Origin of the sequence: Streptomyces sp. SAT1 (assembly GCF_001654495.1) — a bacterium.
In the GTDB taxonomy this organism is placed as follows: Bacteria; Actinomycetota; Actinomycetes; order Streptomycetales; family Streptomycetaceae; genus Streptomyces; species Streptomyces andamanensis.
The window spans coordinates 5,661,807-5,681,620 of sequence record NZ_CP015849.1 but is presented as its reverse complement, the minus strand read 5'-3'; the positions used below and the strand labels follow the sequence as shown (position 1 = coordinate 5,681,620).

20 protein-coding genes are annotated in these 19,814 nt (G+C 72.7%); 5 read left to right on the top strand and 15 right to left on the bottom strand.

From position 1 onward, the window contains the following. Positions 1-46: 46 nt before the first annotated feature. The 8 genes from A8713_RS24430 to A8713_RS24395 all read right to left on the bottom strand — a co-directional run bounded on the left by A8713_RS24430 (position 47) and on the right by A8713_RS24395 (position 7,834). Entirely contained in the window at positions 47-865 is an 819-nt protein-coding gene (locus tag A8713_RS24430) for a DUF3159 domain-containing protein (protein WP_064535711.1), read from the bottom strand. A gap of 3 nt (positions 866-868) precedes the next feature. Further along, on the bottom strand, positions 869-1,267 hold the full coding sequence (locus A8713_RS24425) for an OB-fold nucleic acid binding domain-containing protein (protein ID WP_078509722.1): 399 nt from the start codon (positions 1,265-1,267) through the stop codon (positions 869-871). Between the two features lie 43 nt (positions 1,268-1,310). Next, positions 1,311-1,997, bottom strand: a complete 687-nt coding sequence (locus tag A8713_RS24420) for a response regulator (protein ID WP_018564580.1) — start codon at positions 1,995-1,997, stop codon at positions 1,311-1,313. Further along, positions 1,994-4,672 carry a sensor histidine kinase gene (locus A8713_RS24415; RefSeq protein ID WP_064535710.1) on the bottom strand — a complete coding sequence of 893 codons (2,679 nt, stop codon included), beginning with the start codon at positions 4,670-4,672 and terminating at the stop codon, positions 1,994-1,996. Before A8713_RS24415 ends, A8713_RS24420 begins: the two co-directional genes overlap by 4 nt. A gap of 242 nt (positions 4,673-4,914) precedes the next feature. Next, on the bottom strand, positions 4,915-5,607 hold the full coding sequence (locus A8713_RS24410) for an ABC transporter ATP-binding protein (protein WP_064535709.1): 693 nt from the start codon (positions 5,605-5,607) through the stop codon (positions 4,915-4,917). Positions 5,608-5,902: 295 nt separating this feature from the next. Next, positions 5,903-6,670 carry a DUF3710 domain-containing protein gene (locus A8713_RS24405; protein WP_064535708.1) on the bottom strand — a complete coding sequence of 256 codons (768 nt, stop codon included), beginning with the start codon at positions 6,668-6,670 and terminating at the stop codon, positions 5,903-5,905. 1 nt (position 6,671) lies between these two features. After that, positions 6,672-7,253 carry a dUTP diphosphatase gene (gene dut, locus A8713_RS24400; RefSeq protein ID WP_064535707.1) on the bottom strand — a complete coding sequence of 194 codons (582 nt, stop codon included), beginning with the start codon at positions 7,251-7,253 and terminating at the stop codon, positions 6,672-6,674. Further along, positions 7,250-7,834 (bottom strand): PaaI family thioesterase, encoded by a 585-nt coding sequence (locus A8713_RS24395; protein ID WP_026251991.1) that lies wholly within the window; start codon positions 7,832-7,834, stop codon positions 7,250-7,252. The genes dut and A8713_RS24395 overlap by 4 nt, the downstream gene beginning before the upstream one ends. A gap of 58 nt (positions 7,835-7,892) precedes the next feature. Between A8713_RS24395 and A8713_RS24390 the strand changes: the two genes are divergently transcribed. Next, entirely contained in the window at positions 7,893-8,387 is a 495-nt protein-coding gene (locus tag A8713_RS24390; protein WP_064535706.1) for a DUF3093 domain-containing protein, read from the top strand. Positions 8,388-8,596: 209 nt separating this feature from the next. Here the strand turns inward: A8713_RS24390 and A8713_RS24385 are convergent, their stop codons facing one another. The 4 genes from A8713_RS24385 to A8713_RS24370 all read right to left on the bottom strand — a co-directional run bounded on the left by A8713_RS24385 (position 8,597) and on the right by A8713_RS24370 (position 12,147). Next, complete coding sequence (locus tag A8713_RS24385; protein ID WP_079159115.1) at positions 8,597-9,550, bottom strand: hypothetical protein; 954 nt, start codon at positions 9,548-9,550, stop codon at positions 8,597-8,599. Between the two features lie 13 nt (positions 9,551-9,563). Beyond that, positions 9,564-9,860 carry a DUF4193 domain-containing protein gene (locus A8713_RS24380; protein WP_005481602.1) on the bottom strand — a complete coding sequence of 99 codons (297 nt, stop codon included), beginning with the start codon at positions 9,858-9,860 and terminating at the stop codon, positions 9,564-9,566. Between the two features lie 394 nt (positions 9,861-10,254). Beyond that, a complete protein-coding gene (locus tag A8713_RS24375; protein WP_064535704.1) occupies positions 10,255-11,487 on the bottom strand; it encodes a sensor histidine kinase in 1,233 nt (410 codons plus the stop codon). A 6-nt stretch (positions 11,488-11,493) separates the two neighbouring features. Next, positions 11,494-12,147, bottom strand: a complete 654-nt coding sequence (locus A8713_RS24370) for a response regulator transcription factor (protein WP_018564589.1) — start codon at positions 12,145-12,147, stop codon at positions 11,494-11,496. Between the two features lie 414 nt (positions 12,148-12,561). On the opposite strand from A8713_RS24370, the gene A8713_RS33870 reads away from it, so the two are divergent. After that, entirely contained in the window at positions 12,562-12,735 is a 174-nt protein-coding gene (locus tag A8713_RS33870; RefSeq protein ID WP_018564590.1) for a hypothetical protein, read from the top strand. Between the two features lie 73 nt (positions 12,736-12,808). On the opposite strand, the gene A8713_RS24365 is transcribed toward A8713_RS33870, so the two are convergent. Continuing rightward, the gene (locus A8713_RS24365; RefSeq protein WP_064537687.1) at positions 12,809-13,624 is read right to left on the bottom strand and encodes an inositol monophosphatase family protein; all 816 of its coding nucleotides are present in this window, start codon (positions 13,622-13,624) and stop codon (positions 12,809-12,811) included. Between the two features lie 8 nt (positions 13,625-13,632). Next, on the bottom strand, positions 13,633-14,760 hold the full coding sequence (locus A8713_RS24360) for a ferrochelatase (protein WP_064535703.1): 1,128 nt from the start codon (positions 14,758-14,760) through the stop codon (positions 13,633-13,635). A gap of 126 nt (positions 14,761-14,886) precedes the next feature. On the opposite strand from A8713_RS24360, the gene A8713_RS24355 reads away from it, so the two are divergent. Both A8713_RS24355 and A8713_RS24350 read left to right on the top strand, forming a co-directional pair. Then, entirely contained in the window at positions 14,887-16,125 is a 1,239-nt protein-coding gene (locus A8713_RS24355; protein WP_064535702.1) for an MFS transporter, read from the top strand. After that, the gene (locus A8713_RS24350) at positions 16,085-17,404 is read left to right on the top strand and encodes a D-arabinono-1,4-lactone oxidase (RefSeq protein ID WP_064535701.1); all 1,320 of its coding nucleotides are present in this window, start codon (positions 16,085-16,087) and stop codon (positions 17,402-17,404) included. The genes A8713_RS24355 and A8713_RS24350 overlap by 41 nt, the downstream gene beginning before the upstream one ends. On the opposite strand, the gene A8713_RS24345 is transcribed toward A8713_RS24350, so the two are convergent. Then, positions 17,328-18,209: a hypothetical protein gene (locus A8713_RS24345; protein WP_064535700.1), complete on the bottom strand. Its 882-nt coding sequence runs from the start codon at positions 18,207-18,209 to the stop codon at positions 17,328-17,330. The two genes, A8713_RS24350 and A8713_RS24345, sit on opposite strands and share 77 nt — an antisense overlap. Positions 18,210-18,697: 488 nt before the next feature. On the opposite strand from A8713_RS24345, the gene sepH reads away from it, so the two are divergent. Then, the gene (gene sepH / locus A8713_RS24340; protein ID WP_064535699.1) at positions 18,698-19,744 is read left to right on the top strand and encodes a septation protein SepH; all 1,047 of its coding nucleotides are present in this window, start codon (positions 18,698-18,700) and stop codon (positions 19,742-19,744) included. The last annotated feature ends 70 nt before the right edge of the window (positions 19,745-19,814 follow it).

Below are 19,814 nucleotides of genomic sequence, written 5' to 3'. Positions count from 1 at the left end.
ACCCCCACCGACGTACAGGAGGATCCGTCCGCTGCGGAGCCGGGTGCTACGCGCCTCGGCGGTGGCGGCCCGCCGCCGGGGACGTGTCGCCCTCGGGGCCCGCCGTCTCGGCCGCCAGGGCGGCCCCGCGCTCCTCCTCGGCCTTTTTCTCGGCTTTCTCGGCTTCCTCGGCCTTCTCGGCCTGCTCCTCCGCCTCCATCTCCGCGAACACGTCGATGGGCGCGGGCGCCTTCGCCAGGAAAACCCAGGTCAGCCAGACCGCCAGCAGGAACGGCGGGATCTTCAGGGCGACCAGGATCCAGCCGAGCTGGGTGGTGTCGGCCCACCAGTACAGCGGGAAGAGGATCGCGCACTTGGCGAGCAGGATCAGGCCCCAGGCCCAGCTCGCCTTGGTGTACGCCTTCTTGCGGCCGGGGTTGCGGGTGCGCCAGGAGAGGTTCTCCTTGAAGACCGGGCCGAGGATCAGTCCGATCAGCGGCACACCGGCCAGCGCGGTGACGATGTAGGCGAGGCTCAGCCCGAGGGTGTAGAGCATGCCCGGCAGGTAGAAGTCCTTGGCGTTGCCGGTCATCATCGCGAAGACGACACCGAAGACCACGCCGAAGACGCCGCTGAAGGCGTGCTTGACGGTGTCCCGCATCACCAGCCGGACGGCGACCAGCACCACGGAGACCGCGAGGGCGGCGACGGCCGACCAGTGCAGGTCCTTGTTGACGGTGAAGATGCTGACGAAGAGCAGGCCGGGCAGCACGGTCTCCACCATGCCCCGGACCCCGCCGAACGCCTCGAACAGCGCGGCCTCCGTCACCGCCCTCGAGTCGTCGGCGGCGGTCGTCTCTTCGGTCGGCTTGTCGAGTGACGTCACGGGCTACTCCCGTCCGAGGGGTCGCAGTTCGTACTTGGGGTTGAACAGCACCCGGCGGCCCCGGCTCATGGAGATCCGGCCCGATGCGATCAGCTTGCGCCCCGGTTCTATACCCACGATGGAACGCCGGCCGAGCCACACCACGTCCAGGGCGGCGGAACCGTCGAACAGCTCCGCCTCCAGGGCGGGGACTCCGGCACGCGGGCGCAGGGTGACCGTGCGCAAGGTACCAGTAACCGTGACGACCTGGCGGTCGTGGCAGTCACCGATGCGGGTGCAGCCGGCGGTCTCGGTGTCCTCGCGCAGCTCCTCGGACTCCAGGTCCTCCTGCGAGGAGGAGAGCCGGTCGAGCATGCGCCGGAACCGGCCCGCGGGCTTCTCGGATCGGGGAACGGCACTCATGTCTGAAGGGTACCGGGGTGGACCGACAGGACCGTAACCGCGCTCACTTCTCGAAGCGGTAGCCCATGCCCGGCTCGGTGAGGAAGTGCGCGGGGTGCGAGGGGTCGGCCTCCAGCTTGCGGCGCAGCTGGGCCATGTAGACGCGCAGGTAGTTCGTCTCGGTGCCGTACGACGGCCCCCACACCTCCTGGAGCAGCTGCTTCTGGCTGACCAGGCGGCCGGTGTTGCGCACCAGCACCTCCAGCAGGTGCCACTCGGTCGGGGTCAGCCGCACGTCCTTGCCGCCCCGGTTGACCTTCTTCGCGGCGAGGTCGACGGTGAACTGCGCGGTCTCCACGGTGGTGACGTCGTCCTCGCCCCCGCCCACGGGCTCGGCCCGGCGGACGGCGGCGCGCAGCCGGGCCAGCAACTCGTCCATGCCGAAGGGCTTGGTGACATAGTCGTCGGCGCCCGCGTCCAGCGCCTCGACCTTCTCGTCGGAGGAGTGCCGGGCGGACAGCACCAGGATCGGCACCCGGGTCCAGCCGCGCAGGCCCCTGATCACCTCGACGCCGTCCATGTCGGGCAGGCCCAGGTCGAGGACGACCACGTCGGGGTGGCGGGAGGCGGCGAGGTCGAGTGCGGTACGGCCGTCGGGCGCGGCGTCGACCTCGTACTTGCGTGCCTTGAGGTTGATCACGAGGGCCCGCACGATCTGCGGTTCGTCGTCGACCACCAGCACCCTGGTCATGAAACCTGCCTTTCTGGGTGTACTGAGCCCGGGGGTACGGGGCTGTCGGCGCCGTGCGCCCGTTCGGTGCGGCGCGGTCGGGGGTCCGGCGGGCCGGATCCGGTGCCGGGCCCGGATCCTGGTCCGGTGCCGGTGCCGGTGCCGGGCGGGGGCGGCTCGGTGTGCTCCGGCGCGGCGCGGGCCGTCGCCGCGCGCAGGCTGAGGACCATGGTGAGGCCGCCGCCGGGGGTGTCCTCGGCGGCGAGCGTGCCGCCCATGGACTCGGCGAAGCCGCGGGCCACCGCGAGGCCGAGGCCGACACCCGCGCCGCGCGGGGCGTCGCCGTGCCGCTGGAAGGGCTCGAAGATACGGTCCTTCGCCTCGTCGGGCACGCCGGGGCCGCGGTCGACGACCCGCACCTCGACGCGGTCGGCGATCGCGCTGGCCGACACCAGGACCGGGGTGTGGGCCGGGCTGTACTTCACGGCGTTCTCGACGATGTTGGCCATGGCGCGTTCCAGCAGCCCGGCGTCCACGGCGACCATCGGCAGCGTCTCGGGGACGTCCAGGTCGACGCTGTCCTCGGGCACTCCGCCCAGCGCCATCGGCACCACCTCGTCGAGGTCGATCTCGCGGATGAGGGTGGTGACGGTGCCGGTCTGGAGGCGGGACATGTCCAGCAGGTTGCCCACGAGGTGGTCGAGCCGGTCGGAGCCCTCCTCGATGCCTTCGAGGAGTTCGGCCCGGTCCTCCTCGGACCACTCGACGTCCTCGGAGCGCAGCGAGGAGACGGCGGCCTTGATCCCGGCGAGGGGGGTGCGCAGGTCGTGGCTGACGGCGGCCAGCAGCGCGGTGCGGATGCGGTTGCCCTCGGCCAGGGCGCGGGCCTGGTCGGCCTCCTCCTGGAGCCGGCGGCGGTCCAGGACGACGACGGCCTGGGCGGCGAAGGCGGCGAGCACCCGGCGGTCGGAGGCGGGCAGGACGCGCCCGGTCAGCGCCAGCGCCATGTGGTCCCCGACCGGCATGTCCACGTCCGCGTCCTCGGGGCGCTGGAGCGGCCGGTCGGTGCCGACCCGGCCGGCGCACGTCCAGGGGTCGACGTCGCTCCTGCGTTCGAGGAGTGCCACGGACTCCATGCCGAAGGTCTCGCGCACCCGTTCGAGCACTGCCTCCAGGCTGGTCTCGCCGCGCAGGACGCTGCCCGCGAGGAAGGACAGTATCTCGGCCTCGGCGCGCAGCCGGGCCGCCTGGTGGGTGCGGCGGGCGGCCAGGTCGACCACCGAGGCGACGGAGACGGCGACGCCGACGAAGATCGCTATGGCGACGATGTTCTTGGGGTCGGCGATGGTCAGCCGGTGCAGCGGCGGTGTGTAGAAGTAGTTCAGCAGGAAGGAGCCGAGGGCCGCGGAGCCGAGCGCGGGCAGCAGGCCGCCCAGCAGGGCCGCGGCCACCGTCAGGGCGAGGAAGAGCAGCATGTCGTTGGCCAGGCCCAGGTCCACGGTGCTGAGCAGCAGCGCGAGGGCCACCGGGCCGGCCAGCGCCATCACCCAGCCCCAGGCGATCCGGGCGCGGCCGAGCCGGGCGCCCCTGGCCACGGGCAGGCCGCGGCCCTTGGCGATCTGGCCGTGGGTGACGATGTGCACGTCGAGGTCGGGGCCGGACTCGCGGGCCACCGTGGCGCCGACGCCGGGACCGAAGACGTACTGCCAGGTCTTGCGGCGGGAGGAGCCCAGCACGATCTGGGTGGCGTTGACCCCGCGCGCGAAGTCGAGCAGGGCGGCCGGTATGTCGTCGCCGACGACGTGGTGGAAGGTGCCGCCCAGGTCCTCCACGAGGGTGCGCTGGACGGCCAGCTCCTTCGGGGAGGCGCCGGTGAGTCCGTCGCTGCGGGCGATGTAGACGGCCATCACCTCGCCGCCCGCGCCCTTCTCGGCCAGCCGGGCGGCGCGGCGGATCAGGGTGCGCCCCTCGGGACCGCCGGTCAGGCCCACCACGATCCGCTCGCGCGAGCCCCAGATCTTGGAGACGCGGTGCTCGCTGCGGTACTGCTGGAGGTACTCGTCGACCCGGTCGGCCACCCAGAGCAGGGCCAGCTCGCGCAGGGCGGTGAGGTTGCCGGGGCGGAAGTAGTTGGACAGGGCCGCGTCGACCTTGTCGGGCTGGTAGATGTTGCCGTGCGCCATCCGGCGGCGCAGCGCCTCCGGCGACATGTCGACCAGTTCGATCTGGTCGGCGCGGCGCACCACCTCGTCGGGGACGGTCTCGCGCTGGCGCACTCCGGTGATCGACTCGACGACGTCGCCGAGTGACTCCAGGTGCTGGATGTTGACGGTCGAGACCACGTCGACGCCGGCGGCGAGCAGTTCCTCCACGTCCTGCCAGCGCTTGGCGTTGCGGGAGCCGGGGACGTTGGTGTGGGCCAGTTCGTCCACCAGTGCGACGGCGGGGGCGCGGCGCAGCACCGCGTCGACGTCCATCTCGGTGAAGGCGGATCCGCGGTGCTCCAGCGTCCGGCGCGGCACCTGTTCCAGGCCGTGCAGCATCACCTCGGTGCGCGGCCGGCCGTGGTGCTCCACGAACGCGACGACGCAGTCGGTGCCCCGCTCCACCCGGCGGTGCGCCTCGGCCAGCATCGCGTAGGTCTTGCCGACGCCCGGTGCCGCACCGAGGTAGATCCGAAGCTTGCCGCGTCCCATGACCTCATTGTCTTCCTGTCACACCGTGCACGCTGCGTCGACCTTACGGCCAGAAATCGCGGCAGGAGGATCCGGGCGGCGGCCCGGGACGGTCCTTGACGCAACTCTGACGCGACCTGGGCGAAGCCCGCGGGGAGCGGGGCCTGGTGCGGGCGGGGCAGGGGGCTGTCGGCGGAGGCGGTGGTGACGTTGAGTAAGGCGTGCGATGGGGTGGGGGGCGGGCGGCGGGGAGGCCGGTCGGCTCAGTGCTCGACTATCTCGCCGTCGCGCAGTTCCAGGACCCGGTCGGCCAGGTCGAGGAGGGTGAGGTCGTGGGTGGCGACCAGGGCGGTGACCTGCTGGCTGTGCACGACGGCGCGCAGCAGCTCCATCACGGCGAGGCCGGTCTCCGCGTCGAGCTGGCCGGTCGGCTCGTCGGCGATGAGCAGCGCGGGGTCGTTGGCCAGGGCGCGGGCGATGGCGACGCGCTGCTGCTGGCCGCCGGAGAGCTCGCCGGGCCGCTGCCCGGCGTGGTCGGCGAGGCCGACGAGAGAGAGCAGCAGCTCCACGCGCTCCTCGCGCTCGCGCGGGTCGGCGCGGCGCATCCGCAGGGGCACGCCCACGTTCTCCGCGGCCGTGAGGATGGGGATGAGGCCGAAGGACTGGAAGACGAAGCCGACGCGGTCCCGGCGCAGCGCGAGCACGCCGTCCTCGCCCAGCTCGGAGAGGTCGCGGCCATCGACGTGGACCCGGCCGCGGTCCGGTGCGTCGAGGCCGCCCACGATGTTGAGCAGGGTGGTCTTGCCGGAGCCGGAACGGCCCTTGAGCGCGACGAGTTCGCCGCGCGGCACCTCGAAGGAGACTCCGCGCAGGGCGTGCACCGCGGCGGCGTCCTGCCCGTACGACTTGTGGACGTCCTCCACGCGCACCATCGTGTCGGTGGCGACCTGGCTCATGTGCCCTCCCCGCTGTGCTCCCCCGTGGACCGTGCGCCAGTATCACGAGCGGCGGCCGTCCCGATCAATCCCTGAACGGACGGCGTCCCGTATTGGTTTCCGTTCGTTACGGGTTTTCCCGGGCCGCCGTTACGGGTTTTCCCGGGCCGCGAATCCGGTGCTCACGGGCGCGCGGGAGACCGCGGGTGCGAAAGCACGGGAGACCGCAGGCGCGGAAAGGGCCGCAAAGGGCCGCACCCGGCGGGGTGCGGCCCTCGGTGTCCCGCGATCTCGCGGGGGACGTGGCTGGACGTGGCTAGCGGACCTCGGTGATCTCCGGGCCGCGCTGGAGCTGGCCCATGCCGCCGGAGAAGCGGGACTGGCCCTCGTCCTGCTGGACGCCCTCGGGGACCATCTGGGCGTCGTTGGGCAGCTTCAGCACGATCGGGTCGCGGGGCGCCATCGGGCCCTCGCCGCGGACCACGACCGTGTCCCGGAAGATCTGCTCCAGCAGTCCGGCGGCCTGCGGCTGCACCGCGCCCTGCCCGGAGATCACCCCGCGCAGGAACCAGCGGGGGCCGTCCACACCGACGAACCGCACGACCTGGAAGCCGCCCGTGCCGTCCGGCAGCTGCACCGGGACCTGGGCGCGCAGCTCCCAGCCGAGCGGGCCCTCGGTCTCGTCGACGATGCCGCCCTGCTGGGTGATGCCGGTGGCGATCTCCTCGCGCACCTCGCCCCAGATGCCCTCGCGCTTGGGTGCGGCGAAGGCCTGCAGCTGGACCGCGCTGTCCCCCAGGACGACGGTCGCCGCGACGATCGCGTCGCCCGCGACCTCGACCCGCAGCTCCATGCCGTCCACGCCGGGCACGAACAGACCGCCCAGGTCCACCCGGCCCTCGTCCGGGTCGCTCACCTCGGAGCTGTCCCAGGGGCCGTCGGGGCGGGGCTCGGGTTCGAGCCGCACCCGCTCGCGCTCGGTCTCTTCCTCTTCGTCCGCCTCGGTGCCGACGCTGTCGACGACCTGCTCGGCCTCGCCGGCCGCGTCCTCGGCGGCACCCTTCTTCTTGCGACGTCCGAACACGTCACTGTCCTTCCCGGTCGGATACGACCGAAGCGTATCGATTCCCACCCGCCGGGCCGCTTCTGGCAGCCCGGCCGCTTGTGCCGCTCTCACCGCCCACCGAGGCATGGCCACCGGTGGACCCGAAGCCCCCCTCGGCCCGCGCCGAGCCGGGAAGTTCCGCCACCTCCCGGAAGCGGACCCTCTCGACCTGCTGGACGACCAGTTGGGCGATCCGGTCGAAGCGCTCGAACCGCACGGACTCGCGCGGGTCGAGATTCACCACGATCACCTTGATCTCCCCACGGTACCCGGCATCAACCGTCCCTGGGGCATTCACCAGGGCGACACCGCACCGGGCGGCCAGGCCGGACCGGGGGTGCACGAAGGCCGCGTACCCCTCGGGGAGGGCGATGGACACTCCCGTGGGCAGAACGGCCCGCTCGCCGGGGGCCAGTTCGCGGGGGGCCGTGGTGCGCAGATCGGCACCCGCGTCGCCCGGCTGCGCGTACGCCGGCAGCGGTACGTCGGGGTCGACCCGGCGGATCAGCACGTCCAGGGGCGCGCGGCCGGCGGGGTGCGCGGGGGGCGTCGGCCGGTTCACGGGTTCACCTCGAAGGCACGGGCACGGCGCATCTGGTCGGGGTCCTCCATGGCGGCCCGGATCTCCTGCGGGCGGCCGTGCTGCGCGAAGTGGTCGATCTTGACCTCGACGAACAGGGCGTCGGCGCGGACGGCGACGGGCCCGTCCGGGCCGCCGACCCGGCCGGTGGCCGTCGAGTAGATCTTCCGGCCGGCCACCGCGACGACCTCGGCCTCCAGGTGGAGCGTCGTGCCGACCGGGACGGGCCGCAGGAAGTCCGTCTCCAGGCGTCCGGTCACGGCGACGGTCCGCAGCAGCCAGTTCAGCGAGCCGAGGGTCTCGTCCAGGGCGGTCGCGAGGACACCGCCGTGCGCGAGGCCGGGGGCGCCCTGGTGGGCCGCCTGCACGGTGAACTCGGCCGTGATGCGGACACCCTCCCCGGCGCGTGCCTCCAGGTGCAGTCCGTGCGGCTGGTCGCCGCCGCATCCGAAACACCCGCCGTAGTGCGCGCCGAGGAGTTCCCCGGGCGCGGGGGCGTCGGGATGCCGTACGGGTTTCACCGCGTCGGCGGGGGGCTGAAGGGCTGCGGAACTACCACTCACAGGCGCAGACCTTACCCGCGCGTCGGCGTCGGCAGGGCACCGTGCCAAGCTTGGTTTCATGCAGCTCTCCGCCCAGCCGTACGAAGAACGCCTCACCGCGCCCCGCTCCTGGTGGCTGATCAGCTTCCTGATCGGTGTCTCGTGCGCCCTGATCCTGCTTCCGTTCGGCACCCTGCCGCTGCTCGGCGGCCTGGTCGGCGGCACCGCGGTCGCGGCGGTGGTGGCCAGTTCCTACGGTTCGGTGCGCATCCGGGTCGTGGGCGGCTCGCTGATCGCGGGCGAGGCGAAGGTGCCGGTCACGGCCCTGGGCGAGGCGGAGATCCTGGACGCCGAGGAGGCGCGTGCCTGGCGCACGTACAAGGCGGACACCCGGGCGTTCCTGCTGCTGCGCGCCTACATTCCCACGGCGCTGCGGGTGGAGGTCACCGACCCGGAGGACCCGACGCCCTACCTGTATCTGTCGACGCGGGAGCCGCGGCTGCTGGCGGAGGCCCTGAGGGCGGCCAGGACGGCCGCGTCCGGGGCGGAGGCCGGGGGGACGACGGCCGCATAGCGCGCGAGGGGCGTGCCCGGGGGGGGCGATCGCGCCTGTAGGGCCGCCCTGCGCGTCTTGGCGCGGCCCTGGGGCGCCTGGAACGGCTGCGGGCCGTACGGGGCCGGGGCGGGCCCCAGGGGGCGTACGAGGCCGTTCTCCGTGCTTTCCCGCCTGCCCGCGGCGGGGTTCCCTGCCGGTGCCGCGCTCTCCGTGCCGCAGAGGCGCGTTCAGGGCTGCCGCTGCCCCGGGCCTTCGTCCATCGGGAGGGGACCCTCGGGGGCGTCCAGGGGCGGCAGGGCGGGCAGCCGGTCCCAGGGGACCTGGATCTTGCGCAGATCGGCGCGGACGAGGGCCGCGAGTCTCTTGGTGTCGCGCCGGTTGATGACGGCGCCGACGGCGGCACCGACCAGGAAGGGCATCAGGTTCGGCAGGTCGCGGACCATGCGTTTCATGATCTGCTGGCGCAGCTGCCGCTTCATCTGGCCGCCGAGGGCCGAGTCGAGGGTGGACGGCTTGGTGACGTCGATGCCGCGCTCCCCCGACCAGGAGGACAGGTAGGCGGTGCTGCGGACGGCGAGCCCGCCGGGCGGCCGTACGCCGTAGACCTCGTGGAGTTCGGCGATCAGCTTGAGCTCGATCGCGGCGACGCCGGTGATCTCCGCGGCCAGTTCGGTCGGCATGGCGGGCGGTACGGGGAGCATCGCGGCCGCGCCGATGCCGGCGCCCACGGTGGAGGTCGCGTGGGCGGCGCCCACGACGAGCTTGTCCGCCAGTTCCTCGGGTCCGAGGCCGGGGAACTGTCTGCGGAGTGTGTCGAGGTCGCGGACCGGGACGCGGGGGGCGAGGGCGATGATCCGGTCGGCCAGGTGGGACAGTGCCGCTCTGGCCCGGCTGCCGCTCTTGCGGACGCCGTTCCTCGCGGCCTCGCCTGCCCGGTCGCGGAGCACCGCGATACGGCGGCGGGCGAGCGGCGCGGGCCGTGCCTCGGGGGCGGTCCGGTCATCACGTCCGGACACCTGCGCGAGCGAGGCCGATCCCGTCGATGCTGTCGCATCTGTCCGGTCGGACGGACGGGATGGGCCTCGCTCGTGGTCACGCGCGCCGTGGGAGCCGTCGGACGGCTCCGGGTCCGCTCCCCCGTGGGAGAAGCGGCGCTTCCAAGGAGGGGTCGAGCCGGTCACGGCCGACCCTGCCTCAGTCGCAGTCGCGGCAGATCGGCTGACCGTTCTTCTCCCGGGCCAGCTGACTGCGGTGGTGCACCAGGAAGCAGCTCATGCAGGTGAACTCGTCCTGCTGCTTGGGCAGCACCCGGACGGCCAGTTCCTCGTTGGACAGGTCGGCGCCGGGCAGTTCGAGGCCTTCGGCGGCCTCGAACTCGTCGACGTCCACAGCGGAGGTCGACTTGTCGTTCCGCCTGGCCTTCAGCTCTTCCAGGCTGTCCGAGTCGACGTCGTCGTCGGTCTTGCGTGGAGTGTCGTAATCGGTTGCCATGTGTCGCTCTCCCCCTCTGGGTGTCTGCGGTGTCTCCAGCGCACGTAACGCGTGAGAGGCCGGACTTGTGCCCGACCTGAGGCGGAGATTTTGCCTCACATCAAGGTCTGTTACTCAATCGACACCCAACCGGACTCCTCAAGAGTGATCGGCTTGGATGGCGATGGGGACCGTACACGGTCCTAATGCCGCACTTCAAAGCGGTCTCACCGTGTACTTCCCGTGATCAGGACCCCTGAAAACCCGGACTTTCCGGACTTTTCACCAGGCTTCATGATCACTGACGGTAGGTGGCCGGAAATCCGCCCATGTGATCGATCACACAGCAAGAGGTCGGTGAGAGCCTCCGGAAATTCCGCGCAAAGCGAACATCCTCCGTGCGGAGGTCATGATCTCAGACCGGCAGGGTGACACGCATCACGAGGCCGCCGCCCTCGCGCGGCTGGGCCGCGATGTGCCCGCCGTGCGCCCGTGCCACCGAGCGCACGATGGACAGGCCGAGGCCGACGCCCTTGTCGCTGCCGGTGCGCTCGGTGCGCAGCCGCCGGAACGGCTCGAAGATGTTGTCCACCTCGTAGGCCGGGACGACCGGTCCGGTGTTGGTGACGACCAGGACGGCCTGGCCGTGCCGCACATCGGTGGTGACCTCCACCCAGCCGTCCTCGGCCACGTTGTACCGCACCGCGTTCTGCACCAGGTTCAGCGCGATCCGCTCCAGCAGGACGCCGTTGCCCTGGACGACGGCGGGCTTGCACTCACCGCGCAGCTCCACGCCCCTGTCCTCGGCCTCCGCGTGCACCTGGTCGATCGCGCGGGAGGCGACCTCGGCCAGGTCCACCGGCTTGCGCTCGACGATCTGGTTGTCGCTGCGCGCGAGCAGCAGCAGGCCCTCCACGAGCTGCTCGCTGCGCTCGTTGGTGGCCAGCAGCGTCTTGCCGAGCTGCTGGAGCTCCACGGGCGCCCCGGGGTCGGAGAGGTGCACCTCCAGGAGGGTGCGGTTGATCGCGAGCGGGGTGCGCAGCTCGTGCGAGGCGTTGCCCACGAAGCGCTGCTGGGCGGTGAAGGCCCGCTGGAGCCGCTCCAGCATGTCGTCGAAGGTGTCGGCCAGCTCCTTCAGCTCGTCGTCGGGGCCGTCCAGCTCGATCCGCCGGGACAGGTCGGAGCCGGCCACCGCGCGCGCGGTGCGGGTGATCCGGCCCAGCGGGGCCAGCACCCGGCCGGCCATGGCGTAGCCGAAGGCGAAGGCGATCACGGCGAGTCCGAGCAGGGCCAGCAGCGAACGGCTGAGCAGGTCGTTCAGGGCGTGCTCGCGCTGGAGGTTCACGCAGTCGTTCAGGGCGCGCATGATCTCCCCGGCCGGAGCCGAGGACGGGAGGTTGCACGTGTTGCTGGAGACGCCCCCGGAGACGATCTCGAACGGCAGCTTGCTGCCCACGTTCAGCGCGTTGGCGGCGAGCAGGTAGATGATCGACAGCAGCAGGATCCCGGCGATCAGGAACATGCCGCCGTACAGCAGGGTGAGCCGTATCCGGATGGTGGGGCGCAGCCACGGGAAGGGCGGCTCGGGGCGCCGGGGGTCCCAGGTGGGCTTGGGAGGCGCCTGGGGCGGCGCGGGCGTCGCGGCCACGGCGGATCAGATCCGGTAGCCGGAGCCGGGCACGGTGACGATCACCGGGGGTTCGCCCAGCTTGCGGCGCAGGGTCATCACCGTGACCCGGACCACGTTGGTGAACGGGTCGGTGTTCTCGTCCCAGGCCTTCTCCAGGAGCTGCTCGGCCGAGACGACCGCGCCCTCGCTGCGCATCAGGACCTCCAGCACCGCGAACTCCTTGGGCGCCAGCTGGACCTCCCGGCCGTCGCGGAAGACCTCGCGGCGGTTGGGGTCGAGCTTGATCCCGGCGCGCTCCAGGACGGGCGGCAGGGGCACGCTGGTGCGCCGGCCGAGGGCACGCACGCGTGCCGTCAGCTCGCTGAACGCGAAAGGCTTGGGCAGATAGTCGTCGGCGCCGATCTCCAGGCCCTCGACGCGGTCGCTGACATCGCCGGAGGCGGTGAGCATCAGCACGCGCGTGGGCATGCCCAGCTCGACGATCCGGCGGCAGACGTCGTCGCCGTGCACCAGCGGGAGGTCGCGGTCCAGGACGACCACGTCGTAGTCGTTGACGCCGATGCGCTCCAGGGCGGCCGCGCCGTCGTACACGACGTCGACGGCCATGGCCTCCCGGCGCAGTCCGGTGGCCACCGCATCGGCGAGCAGCTGCTCGTCCTCGACGACGAGTACGCGCACGTCGCATGTCCTTCCTGTGTCCGCCCGCGCGGCACCGTCCGGGCACACGCGGGCAGGGGTCTTCATGAGTGTGTGCCTCCATCCTGCCCTTTTCGGCCATAAGTCGGCTGTAAGCCGGGTCCGGGGCGGGACGCACAGGCGGTCGCGGGGCGGGAATCGCGAAGTTTCTCGGGGTGTTGAGGTTTCCGCGGGAGGGAGCAGGGGGAGGACGGCTTTACACCCCGCGATCACGCTCTGCATGTACCGCACCACCATGCGGTACACCGCGTTCCGCTTCGGCAGAGTGGGCGTGGGTGTCCGGCACGGTCGCCGCCCGGCAGGGCAGCGCTGGGCACCTGATGGAGACGTGATCGCCCCTTCCCGACGGCACACCCCCGTGCCACCGACCCACGACCCAGGACGAGGGGGCGCAGCATGGACGCATTCACCGCAGGACTTCTGCAGCGCATAAAGACGACCGAGTCCGACCTCACGCGGGCCCGCGACGAGGGCGACGACTTCCTCGTCGAGGTGGAGCTGGCCGAACTCGACGACCTGCGCCGCCTCGCCGCCGAGCACGGTGTGGAGGTCGGCATGTCCGGCGTCTGACCGGACCGCACGCGCAACGGGACCCCGGCGAATCCAGCGCCGGGGTCCCGTTCCGCTGTGCGGGGCCGGGTTCTCAGTCGTGCCAGGCGCCGAGGTTCTCCAGATGGCCCTGGAGCGGCCCGAACACGCCGGGGGTGGCGGCCACGGCCAGTTCGCCGGAGACGCGCTGCCCGGGGCGTCCGCCGGTCAGGGCGCCCGCCTCCCGGGCGATCAGGTCGCCGGCCGCGTGGTCCCAGGGGTGCAGTCCGCGCTCGTAGTAGCCGTCGAGGCGGCCCGCGGCCACGTCGCACAGGTCGAGCGCGGCCGAGCCGGCCCGCCGGATGTCGCGGACCAGCGGGATCAGCCGCCCGGCGACCTCGGCCTGGTGGCGGCGGACGTCGGTGACGTAGTTGAAGCCGGTGGAGACCAGGGCCCGGTCCAGCGGGGCGTCCGGGCGGCAGGTGAGCCGGCGTTCCCCGGCCCAGGACCCGGTGGCCCAGGCGCCGCGGCCGCGCACCGCGCGGAAGGTCTCCGCGCGCATCGGTGCGGTGACGACGCCCACCAGGGTCTCGCCGTCCTGTTCGGCCGCGATGGAGACGGCCCAGGAGGGCAGCCCGTAGAGGTAGTTCACGGTGCCGTCGAGCGGGTCGATGACCCAGCGGATGCCGCTGGTGCCCTCGGTGGCGGCGCCCTCCTCACCGAGGAAGCCGTCGTCGGGGCGCCGGTCGGCGATCAGGCCGGTGATCAGCTTCTCGGCCGCGATGTCCATCTCGGTGACGACGTCGACCGGGCTGGACTTGGTGGCGGCCACCCCGAGGTCGGCGGGGCGGCCGTCCTTGAGCAGCTCACCGGCGCGGGCGGCGGTCTGGAGGGCGAGCTGGAGCAGTTCCGTGTGCAGGGCGTCGGTCACGGTGTTCCTCACGCGTACGGGCTGTCGGCACCCGCGGCGGCGGGGCGGGCGGTGCGGGCCGGGCAGCAGCCCACCGGGCACAGGTCGTGGCTCGCGCCGAGCGCGCCCAGGGCGCACGGGGCGACCGCCCGGCCGCTCTCGCGGGCGGCCCGCTCCAGGACCAGGTCGCGCACGGCGGCGGCGAAGCGCGGGTCGGCGCCGACGGTGGCCGAGCGGCGCACCGGCAGGCCCAGCTCGGCGGCCTTGGCGGTGGCCTCAGTGTCGAGGTCGTAGAGGACCTCCATGTGGTCGGAGACGAAGCCGATGGGCGCCATGACGACGGCGGGCACCCCGGCGGCGTGCCGCTCCTCCAGGTGGTCGCAGATGTCCGGCTCCAGCCACGGGATGTGCGGGGCGCCGGAGCGGGACTGGTAGACGAGCTGCCAGGGGTGGTCGACGCCGGTGCGCTCGCGGACCGCGTCGGCGATCAGCCGTGCCACGTCCAGGTGCTCGCGGACGTAGGCGCCGCCGTCGCCGTGCTCCTCGGCGGGGCCCGAGGTGTCGGCGGCCGAGGTCGGGATGGAGTGGGTGGTGAAGGCGATGTGGGCGCCGGCCCGGACGTCCTCGGGGAGGTCGTCGAGGGAGGCGAGCACACCGTCGATCATGGGTTCGACGAAGCCGGGGTGGTTGAAGTAGTGCCGCAGCTTGTCGACCCTCGGCGGCTCCAGGCCCTCGGCCTCAAGGGCGGCCAGGGAGTCCGCCAGGTTCTCGCGGTACTGGCGGCAGCCCGAGTAGGAGGCATAGGCGCTGGTGGCCAGGACCAGGACGCGGCGGCGGCCGTCGTGGACCATCTCCCGCAGCGTGTCGGTCAGGTACGGCGCCCAGTTGCGGTTGCCCCAGTAGACCGGCAGGTCCAGACCGTGCCCGGCGAAGTCCTTGCGCAGGGCGTCCAGCAGGGCGCGGTTCTGGTCGTTGATGGGGCTGACCCCGCCGAACAGGAAGTAGTGCTGCCCCACTTCCTTCAGTCGTTCCTTGGGGATGCCGCGCCCGCGCGTCACGTTCTCCAGGAACGGGACCACGTCGTCCGGCCCTTCCGGACCGCCGAAGGAGAGCAGGAGCAGGGCGTCGTACGGAGTGGGATCCAGCGCGTCTGACATGTCTCGATCCTGCCACCTGGCACCCCCGGCCCGGATTCCGACCCGCATAAGCGGGTGCGTCTCAGGCCGGCGGGGCCGTAAGCTGTATCGACCACCTACACGCCTTACCGGATACCCGGAGACCCCGTGCCCAGCCCCTACCGCGCCCTGTTCGCCGCTCCCGGCTCCAAGGGCTTCTCCGCCGCGGGGTTCCTCGGCCGGATGCCGCTGTCGATGATGGGCATCGGCGTGGTCACGATGGTCTCCCAGCTCACCGGGCGCTACGGGCTCGCGGGCGCGCTGTCGGCCACCATCGCGCTGGCCGCCGCCGTGCTCGGACCACAGATATCCCGCCTGGTCGACCGGCACGGGCAGCGCCGGGTGCTGCGCCCGGCGACGCTGGTCTCGCTGACCGCGGCGGCCGGGCTGCTGCTGACGGCGTACTTCGGCTGGCCGGACTGGGCGCTGTTCGTGTGCGCGGCCGGGATCGGTTCGGTGCCCTCGCTGGGCGCGATGGTCCGGGCCCGCTGGGCGGCGCTGTACCGGGGGACGCCGCAGCTGCACACCGCGTACTCGTTCGAGTCGGTGGTGGACGAGGTCTGCTTCATCTTCGGGCCGATCGTCTCCATCGGGCTCTCCACGGCCTGGTTCCCGGAGGCGGGGCCGCTGCTGGCCGCCTGCTTCCTGGCGGTGGGCGTCTTCTGGCTCACCTCGCAGCGGGCCACCGAGCCCGCGCCGCACCCGCGCGAGCAGCACGGCGGCGGTTCGGCGCTGCGCTCGCGCGGACTCCAGGTGCTGGTGGCCACCTTCGTGGCGACCGGGTCGATCTTCGGCGCGGTGGACGTGGTCACCGTGGCCTTCGCCGACGAGCGCGGCCACAAGGGCGCGGCGAGCGTGGTGCTGGCCCTGTACGCGGCCGGGTCGTGCTCGGCGGGTGTGCTCTTCGGGCTGCTGCGCCCGTCCGGGGCGCCCGCCCGCCGCTGGCTGCTGGGCATATGCACGATGGCCGTGAGTATGATCCCCCTCCTACTGGTCGGAAACCTGCCGTTTCTGGCCGTGGCGCTGTTCGTCGCGGGCCTGTCCGTCGCTCCCACCATGATCACGACGATGGCCCTCGTCGAAGAGCACGTACCACGCGCACATCTGACCGAGGGCATGACCTGGGTGAGCACCGGGCTCGCGGTGGGGGTGGCGCTCGGTTCGTCGGTGGCCGGCTGGGTGATCGACGCGGCCGGCGCGCGTTCGGGGTACGGGGTTCCGGCGGTGGCCGGGGCCGTCGCGGTCGCGGTCGGTTTCCTCGGGTACCGCCGGCTGAGCAGGCCGGCACCGGGTCGGGGAGGCACCGTTGAGCAGCACAGCGCGCGCGAAGAACGGCATGTGGCGTAACTGGGGCGGCAACGTCCGGTCCCGTCCGGCGCGGGAGGTGACGCCCGCCTCGGTGGAGGAACTGGCCGCCGCCGTGCGCCGGGCCGCCGAGGACGGGCTGCCGGTGAAGGCGGTCGGCACCGGGCACTCCTTCACTGCCATCGCCGCCACCGACGGACTGCTGGTCCGCCCCCGGCTGCTGACCGGCATCCGCGGCATCGACCGCGAGGCCACGACGGTCACCGTGGAGGCGGGCACCCCGCTCAAGCGGCTCAATCTGGCCCTGGCCCGGGAGGGACTGTCCCTCACCAACATGGGCGACATCATGGAGCAGACGGTGTCCGGGGCGGTCAGCACCGGCACCCACGGCACCGGCCGCGAGTCGGCCTCCATCGCCGCCCAGATCAAGGGGCTGGAACTGGTCACGGCGGACGGTTCGGTGCTCGCCTGCTCCGAGAAGGAGAACCCTGATGTCTTCGCGGCGGCCCGGGTGGGGCTCGGCGCGCTCGGCATCATCACGGCGATCACCTTCGCGGTGGAGCCGGTCTTCCTGCTGACCGCCCGCGAGGAGCCGATGCCCCTGGACCGGGTGCTGGCCGAGTTCGACCAGCTCTGGGCGGAGAACGAGCACTTCGAGTTCTACTGGTTCCCGCACACCGGCAGCACCAACACCAAGCGCAACAACCGCAGCGCGGGCCCCGAGGCCCCGGTGGGGCCGCTGGCGGGCTGGTTCGAGGACGAGTTCCTGTCCAACGGCCTCTTCCAGGTGGCCAACTGGGTGGGCCGCGCGGCGCCCGCCGCCGTCCCCGGGATCGCCCGCCTCTCCAGCCGGGCGCTGTCCGCGCGCACCTACACCGACATCCCCTACAAGGTCTTCACCTCGCCGCGCCGGGTGCGCTTCGTGGAGATGGAGTACGCCGTCCCGCGGGCGGCGCTCGCGGACACGCTGCGCGAGCTGAAGGCGATGGTCGACCGCTCCGGGCTGCGGGTGAGCTTCCCGGTGGAGGTGCGCACCGCGCCCGCCGACGACATCACCCTGTCCACCGCGTCCGGCCGGGACAGCGCCTATGTGGCGGTCCACATGTTCCGGGGCACCCCCTACCAGCGGTACTTCACCGAGGCCGAGCGCATCTTCACCGCGCACGAGGGCCGGCCGCACTGGGGGAAGATCCACACCAGGGACGCGGAGTACCTCTCCGGGGTGTATCCGCGCTTCGGCGAGTTCACGGCGCTGCGGGACCGCCTCGATCCGGATCGGCGGTTCCGGAACGACCACCTGCGGCGGGTGCTGGGGCGGTAGCCGAGCCGCCGGGCGCCGGGGTGGTGCCGCCACCGGTGCCCGGGGTGCCCCGCGTGCCCTCGCCCGGGGTGCTTCCCGGGTCCGGGCTCGTGCCGTCCGTGCCGCCCGAGTCACCGCTTCCGGTGCCGGTGCTCGCGCCGGGGGTGGGCGTCGGGCTCACGGACGTACCCCCGCCGGGGCCGTCGGACGAGTCGCCGTCACCACCGGGCGTGCCGCCGTCACCCGTTCCGGTACTGCTCCCCGGGGAGCCCGGGGAGCTGGACGGCTCCGGTGTGCCGCCGTCCGAGGGCGAGGAGGATCCGCGGTGGCGGCCGGTGACGGCGTCACCGACCGTGGTGCCGTGGCCGCCGCTGAAGCTGCTGCCGGAGAGCGCCTCGTAGGCGGTGATGCCGCCCATGGTGACCCCGAAGACCAGGGCGGCGGCGACCAGCGGCCGCTTCCAGCTCTTGACCCGGGCCCGGTAGACGGTGCCCTCGGAGAACTCGCCCGGTACCGGGCAGGCGGGGAGCGGGCCGGTGCCGGACGGCTCGTCCACCACCGGCCGGACCGGGACGGTCACGGTGCGTATCTGCTCGCCGGTGCGGCGGAAGAAGTGCTGGAAGACCGAGCCGCCGCAGGTGGCGACCACGCTGACCAGGCCGGCTCCGAGGATCGTGCCGTAGACGCCGACGTACGAGGCGAGTTTCGCGGCCACCACCGCGGCCACGGCGCTGCCCGCGACCTGGGGCACGCTCAGATCGATCCGCCGCCTCGGCGCCTCCTCCCCCGCGCCCGCCTGACCACCGTTCTCCGGCCTTCCACGCATACCCGGACCTTGCCTCCCTTTCCCGTACGCGACCGAATCTTCGGGATGAGATCGGCCGACTGCACGAGAAAGGGACGTACGGACGAAACCCTTAGTTCCGTTTCTGGTGATTACGTGAAGTACGCCACGTTCATGATCGCGAAAACGGGTCAGGGGAGGCCAAGTCCCACCGGGTGCCAGAAGTTGGGCGGCGCGGCGATCCACGCACGTGGTCCGAATGGAGTACTGTTGCGAGCCCTGGGTCCGGTCTCCCGCCGGGGCGTCCGAGACCTGCTGGAACGCCGGGAGGGGGCTGGTTGCACAGGGTGACGCGGTTGGTCACTGAGCGTTGTGAACAGGTAACCGTGCCATAACGGCGATCCAGGGCCCGCGCCCGACACGCCGGGCAACTCGGCAAGGTTGTGGCAGGCTGCACCCGGGCAGGCCACACTCGACTAGCGGAAGCAGCGACGCACGTGACGTCGGCAGGCACCACCCGGGAGGTCCCCATGCCCGAACTGCGTGTCGTGGCCGTCTCCAATGACGGCACACGGCTGGTGCTGAAGGCTGCGGACAGCACGGAGTACACGCTTCCGATCGACGAACGGCTCCGCGCCGCCGTGCGCGGCGACCGTCCCCGCCTCGGCCAGATCGAGATCGAGGTGGAGAGCCATCTCCGCCCCCGCGACATCCAGGCGCGGATAAGAGCGGGAGCGACCGCGGAAGAGGTCGCCCAGCTCGCCGGCATCCCCGTGGACCGCGTCCGCCGCTTCGAGGGCCCCGTGCTCGCCGAGCGCGCCTTCATGGCCGAGCGTGCCCGCAAGACCCCGGTCCGCCGCCCCGGCGAGAACTCCGGCCCCCTGCTCGGCGAGGCCGTGCAGGAGCGGCTGCTGCTGCGGGGCGCCGAGAAGGACACCGTGCAGTGGGACTCCTGGCGCCGCGACGACGGCACCTGGGAGGTGCTGCTCGTCTACCGGGTCGCGGGCGAACCGCACTCGGCGAGCTGGACGTACGACCCGCCGCGGCGCCTGGTGCAGGCCGTCGACTCGGAGGCGCGCGCCCTGATCGGCGAGTCCGACGACCTCGGCACGCCCGAGCCCAGCTTCCCGTTCGTGCCGCGCATCGCCCGGCTGCCCCGCGACCGCCCGCTCGACCGGGAGCGGGACCGCGACCGGGACCGTCCCGCGCTGCCCGCGCAGGCGCTGGAGCCGGCCGCCGAGGAGGGTTCCGGTGAGCGCGACTCGCTGACCAGCCTGCTGGAGGCGGTGCCGAGCTTCCGCGGCGACATGGTGGTGCCCGAGCGCGCCCCGGAGCCCGCACAGGAACCCGACCAGGAGCCGGAGGTGGAGGAGCCGCCCGCGCCCGCCGCGTCCGCCGGTGCCGGGTCCGCCTACGCCGATGTGCTCATGCCCCGCTCGGTCGGCAGCCACCGCGACCGCCTCGTCGGGGCGACCGACCGGCAGGCCGAGGCGGACGGCGTCCGGCCGGGCCGCCGGGCCGCCGTCCCGAGCTGGGACGAGATCGTGTTCGGCACCCGGCGCAAGAAGCAGGAGTGACCGCAAGCGTGTACGGGTGAGGGCCGCACCGGAAGGCGCGGCCCTCACCCGTACGCGTGCTTCCCGCGGG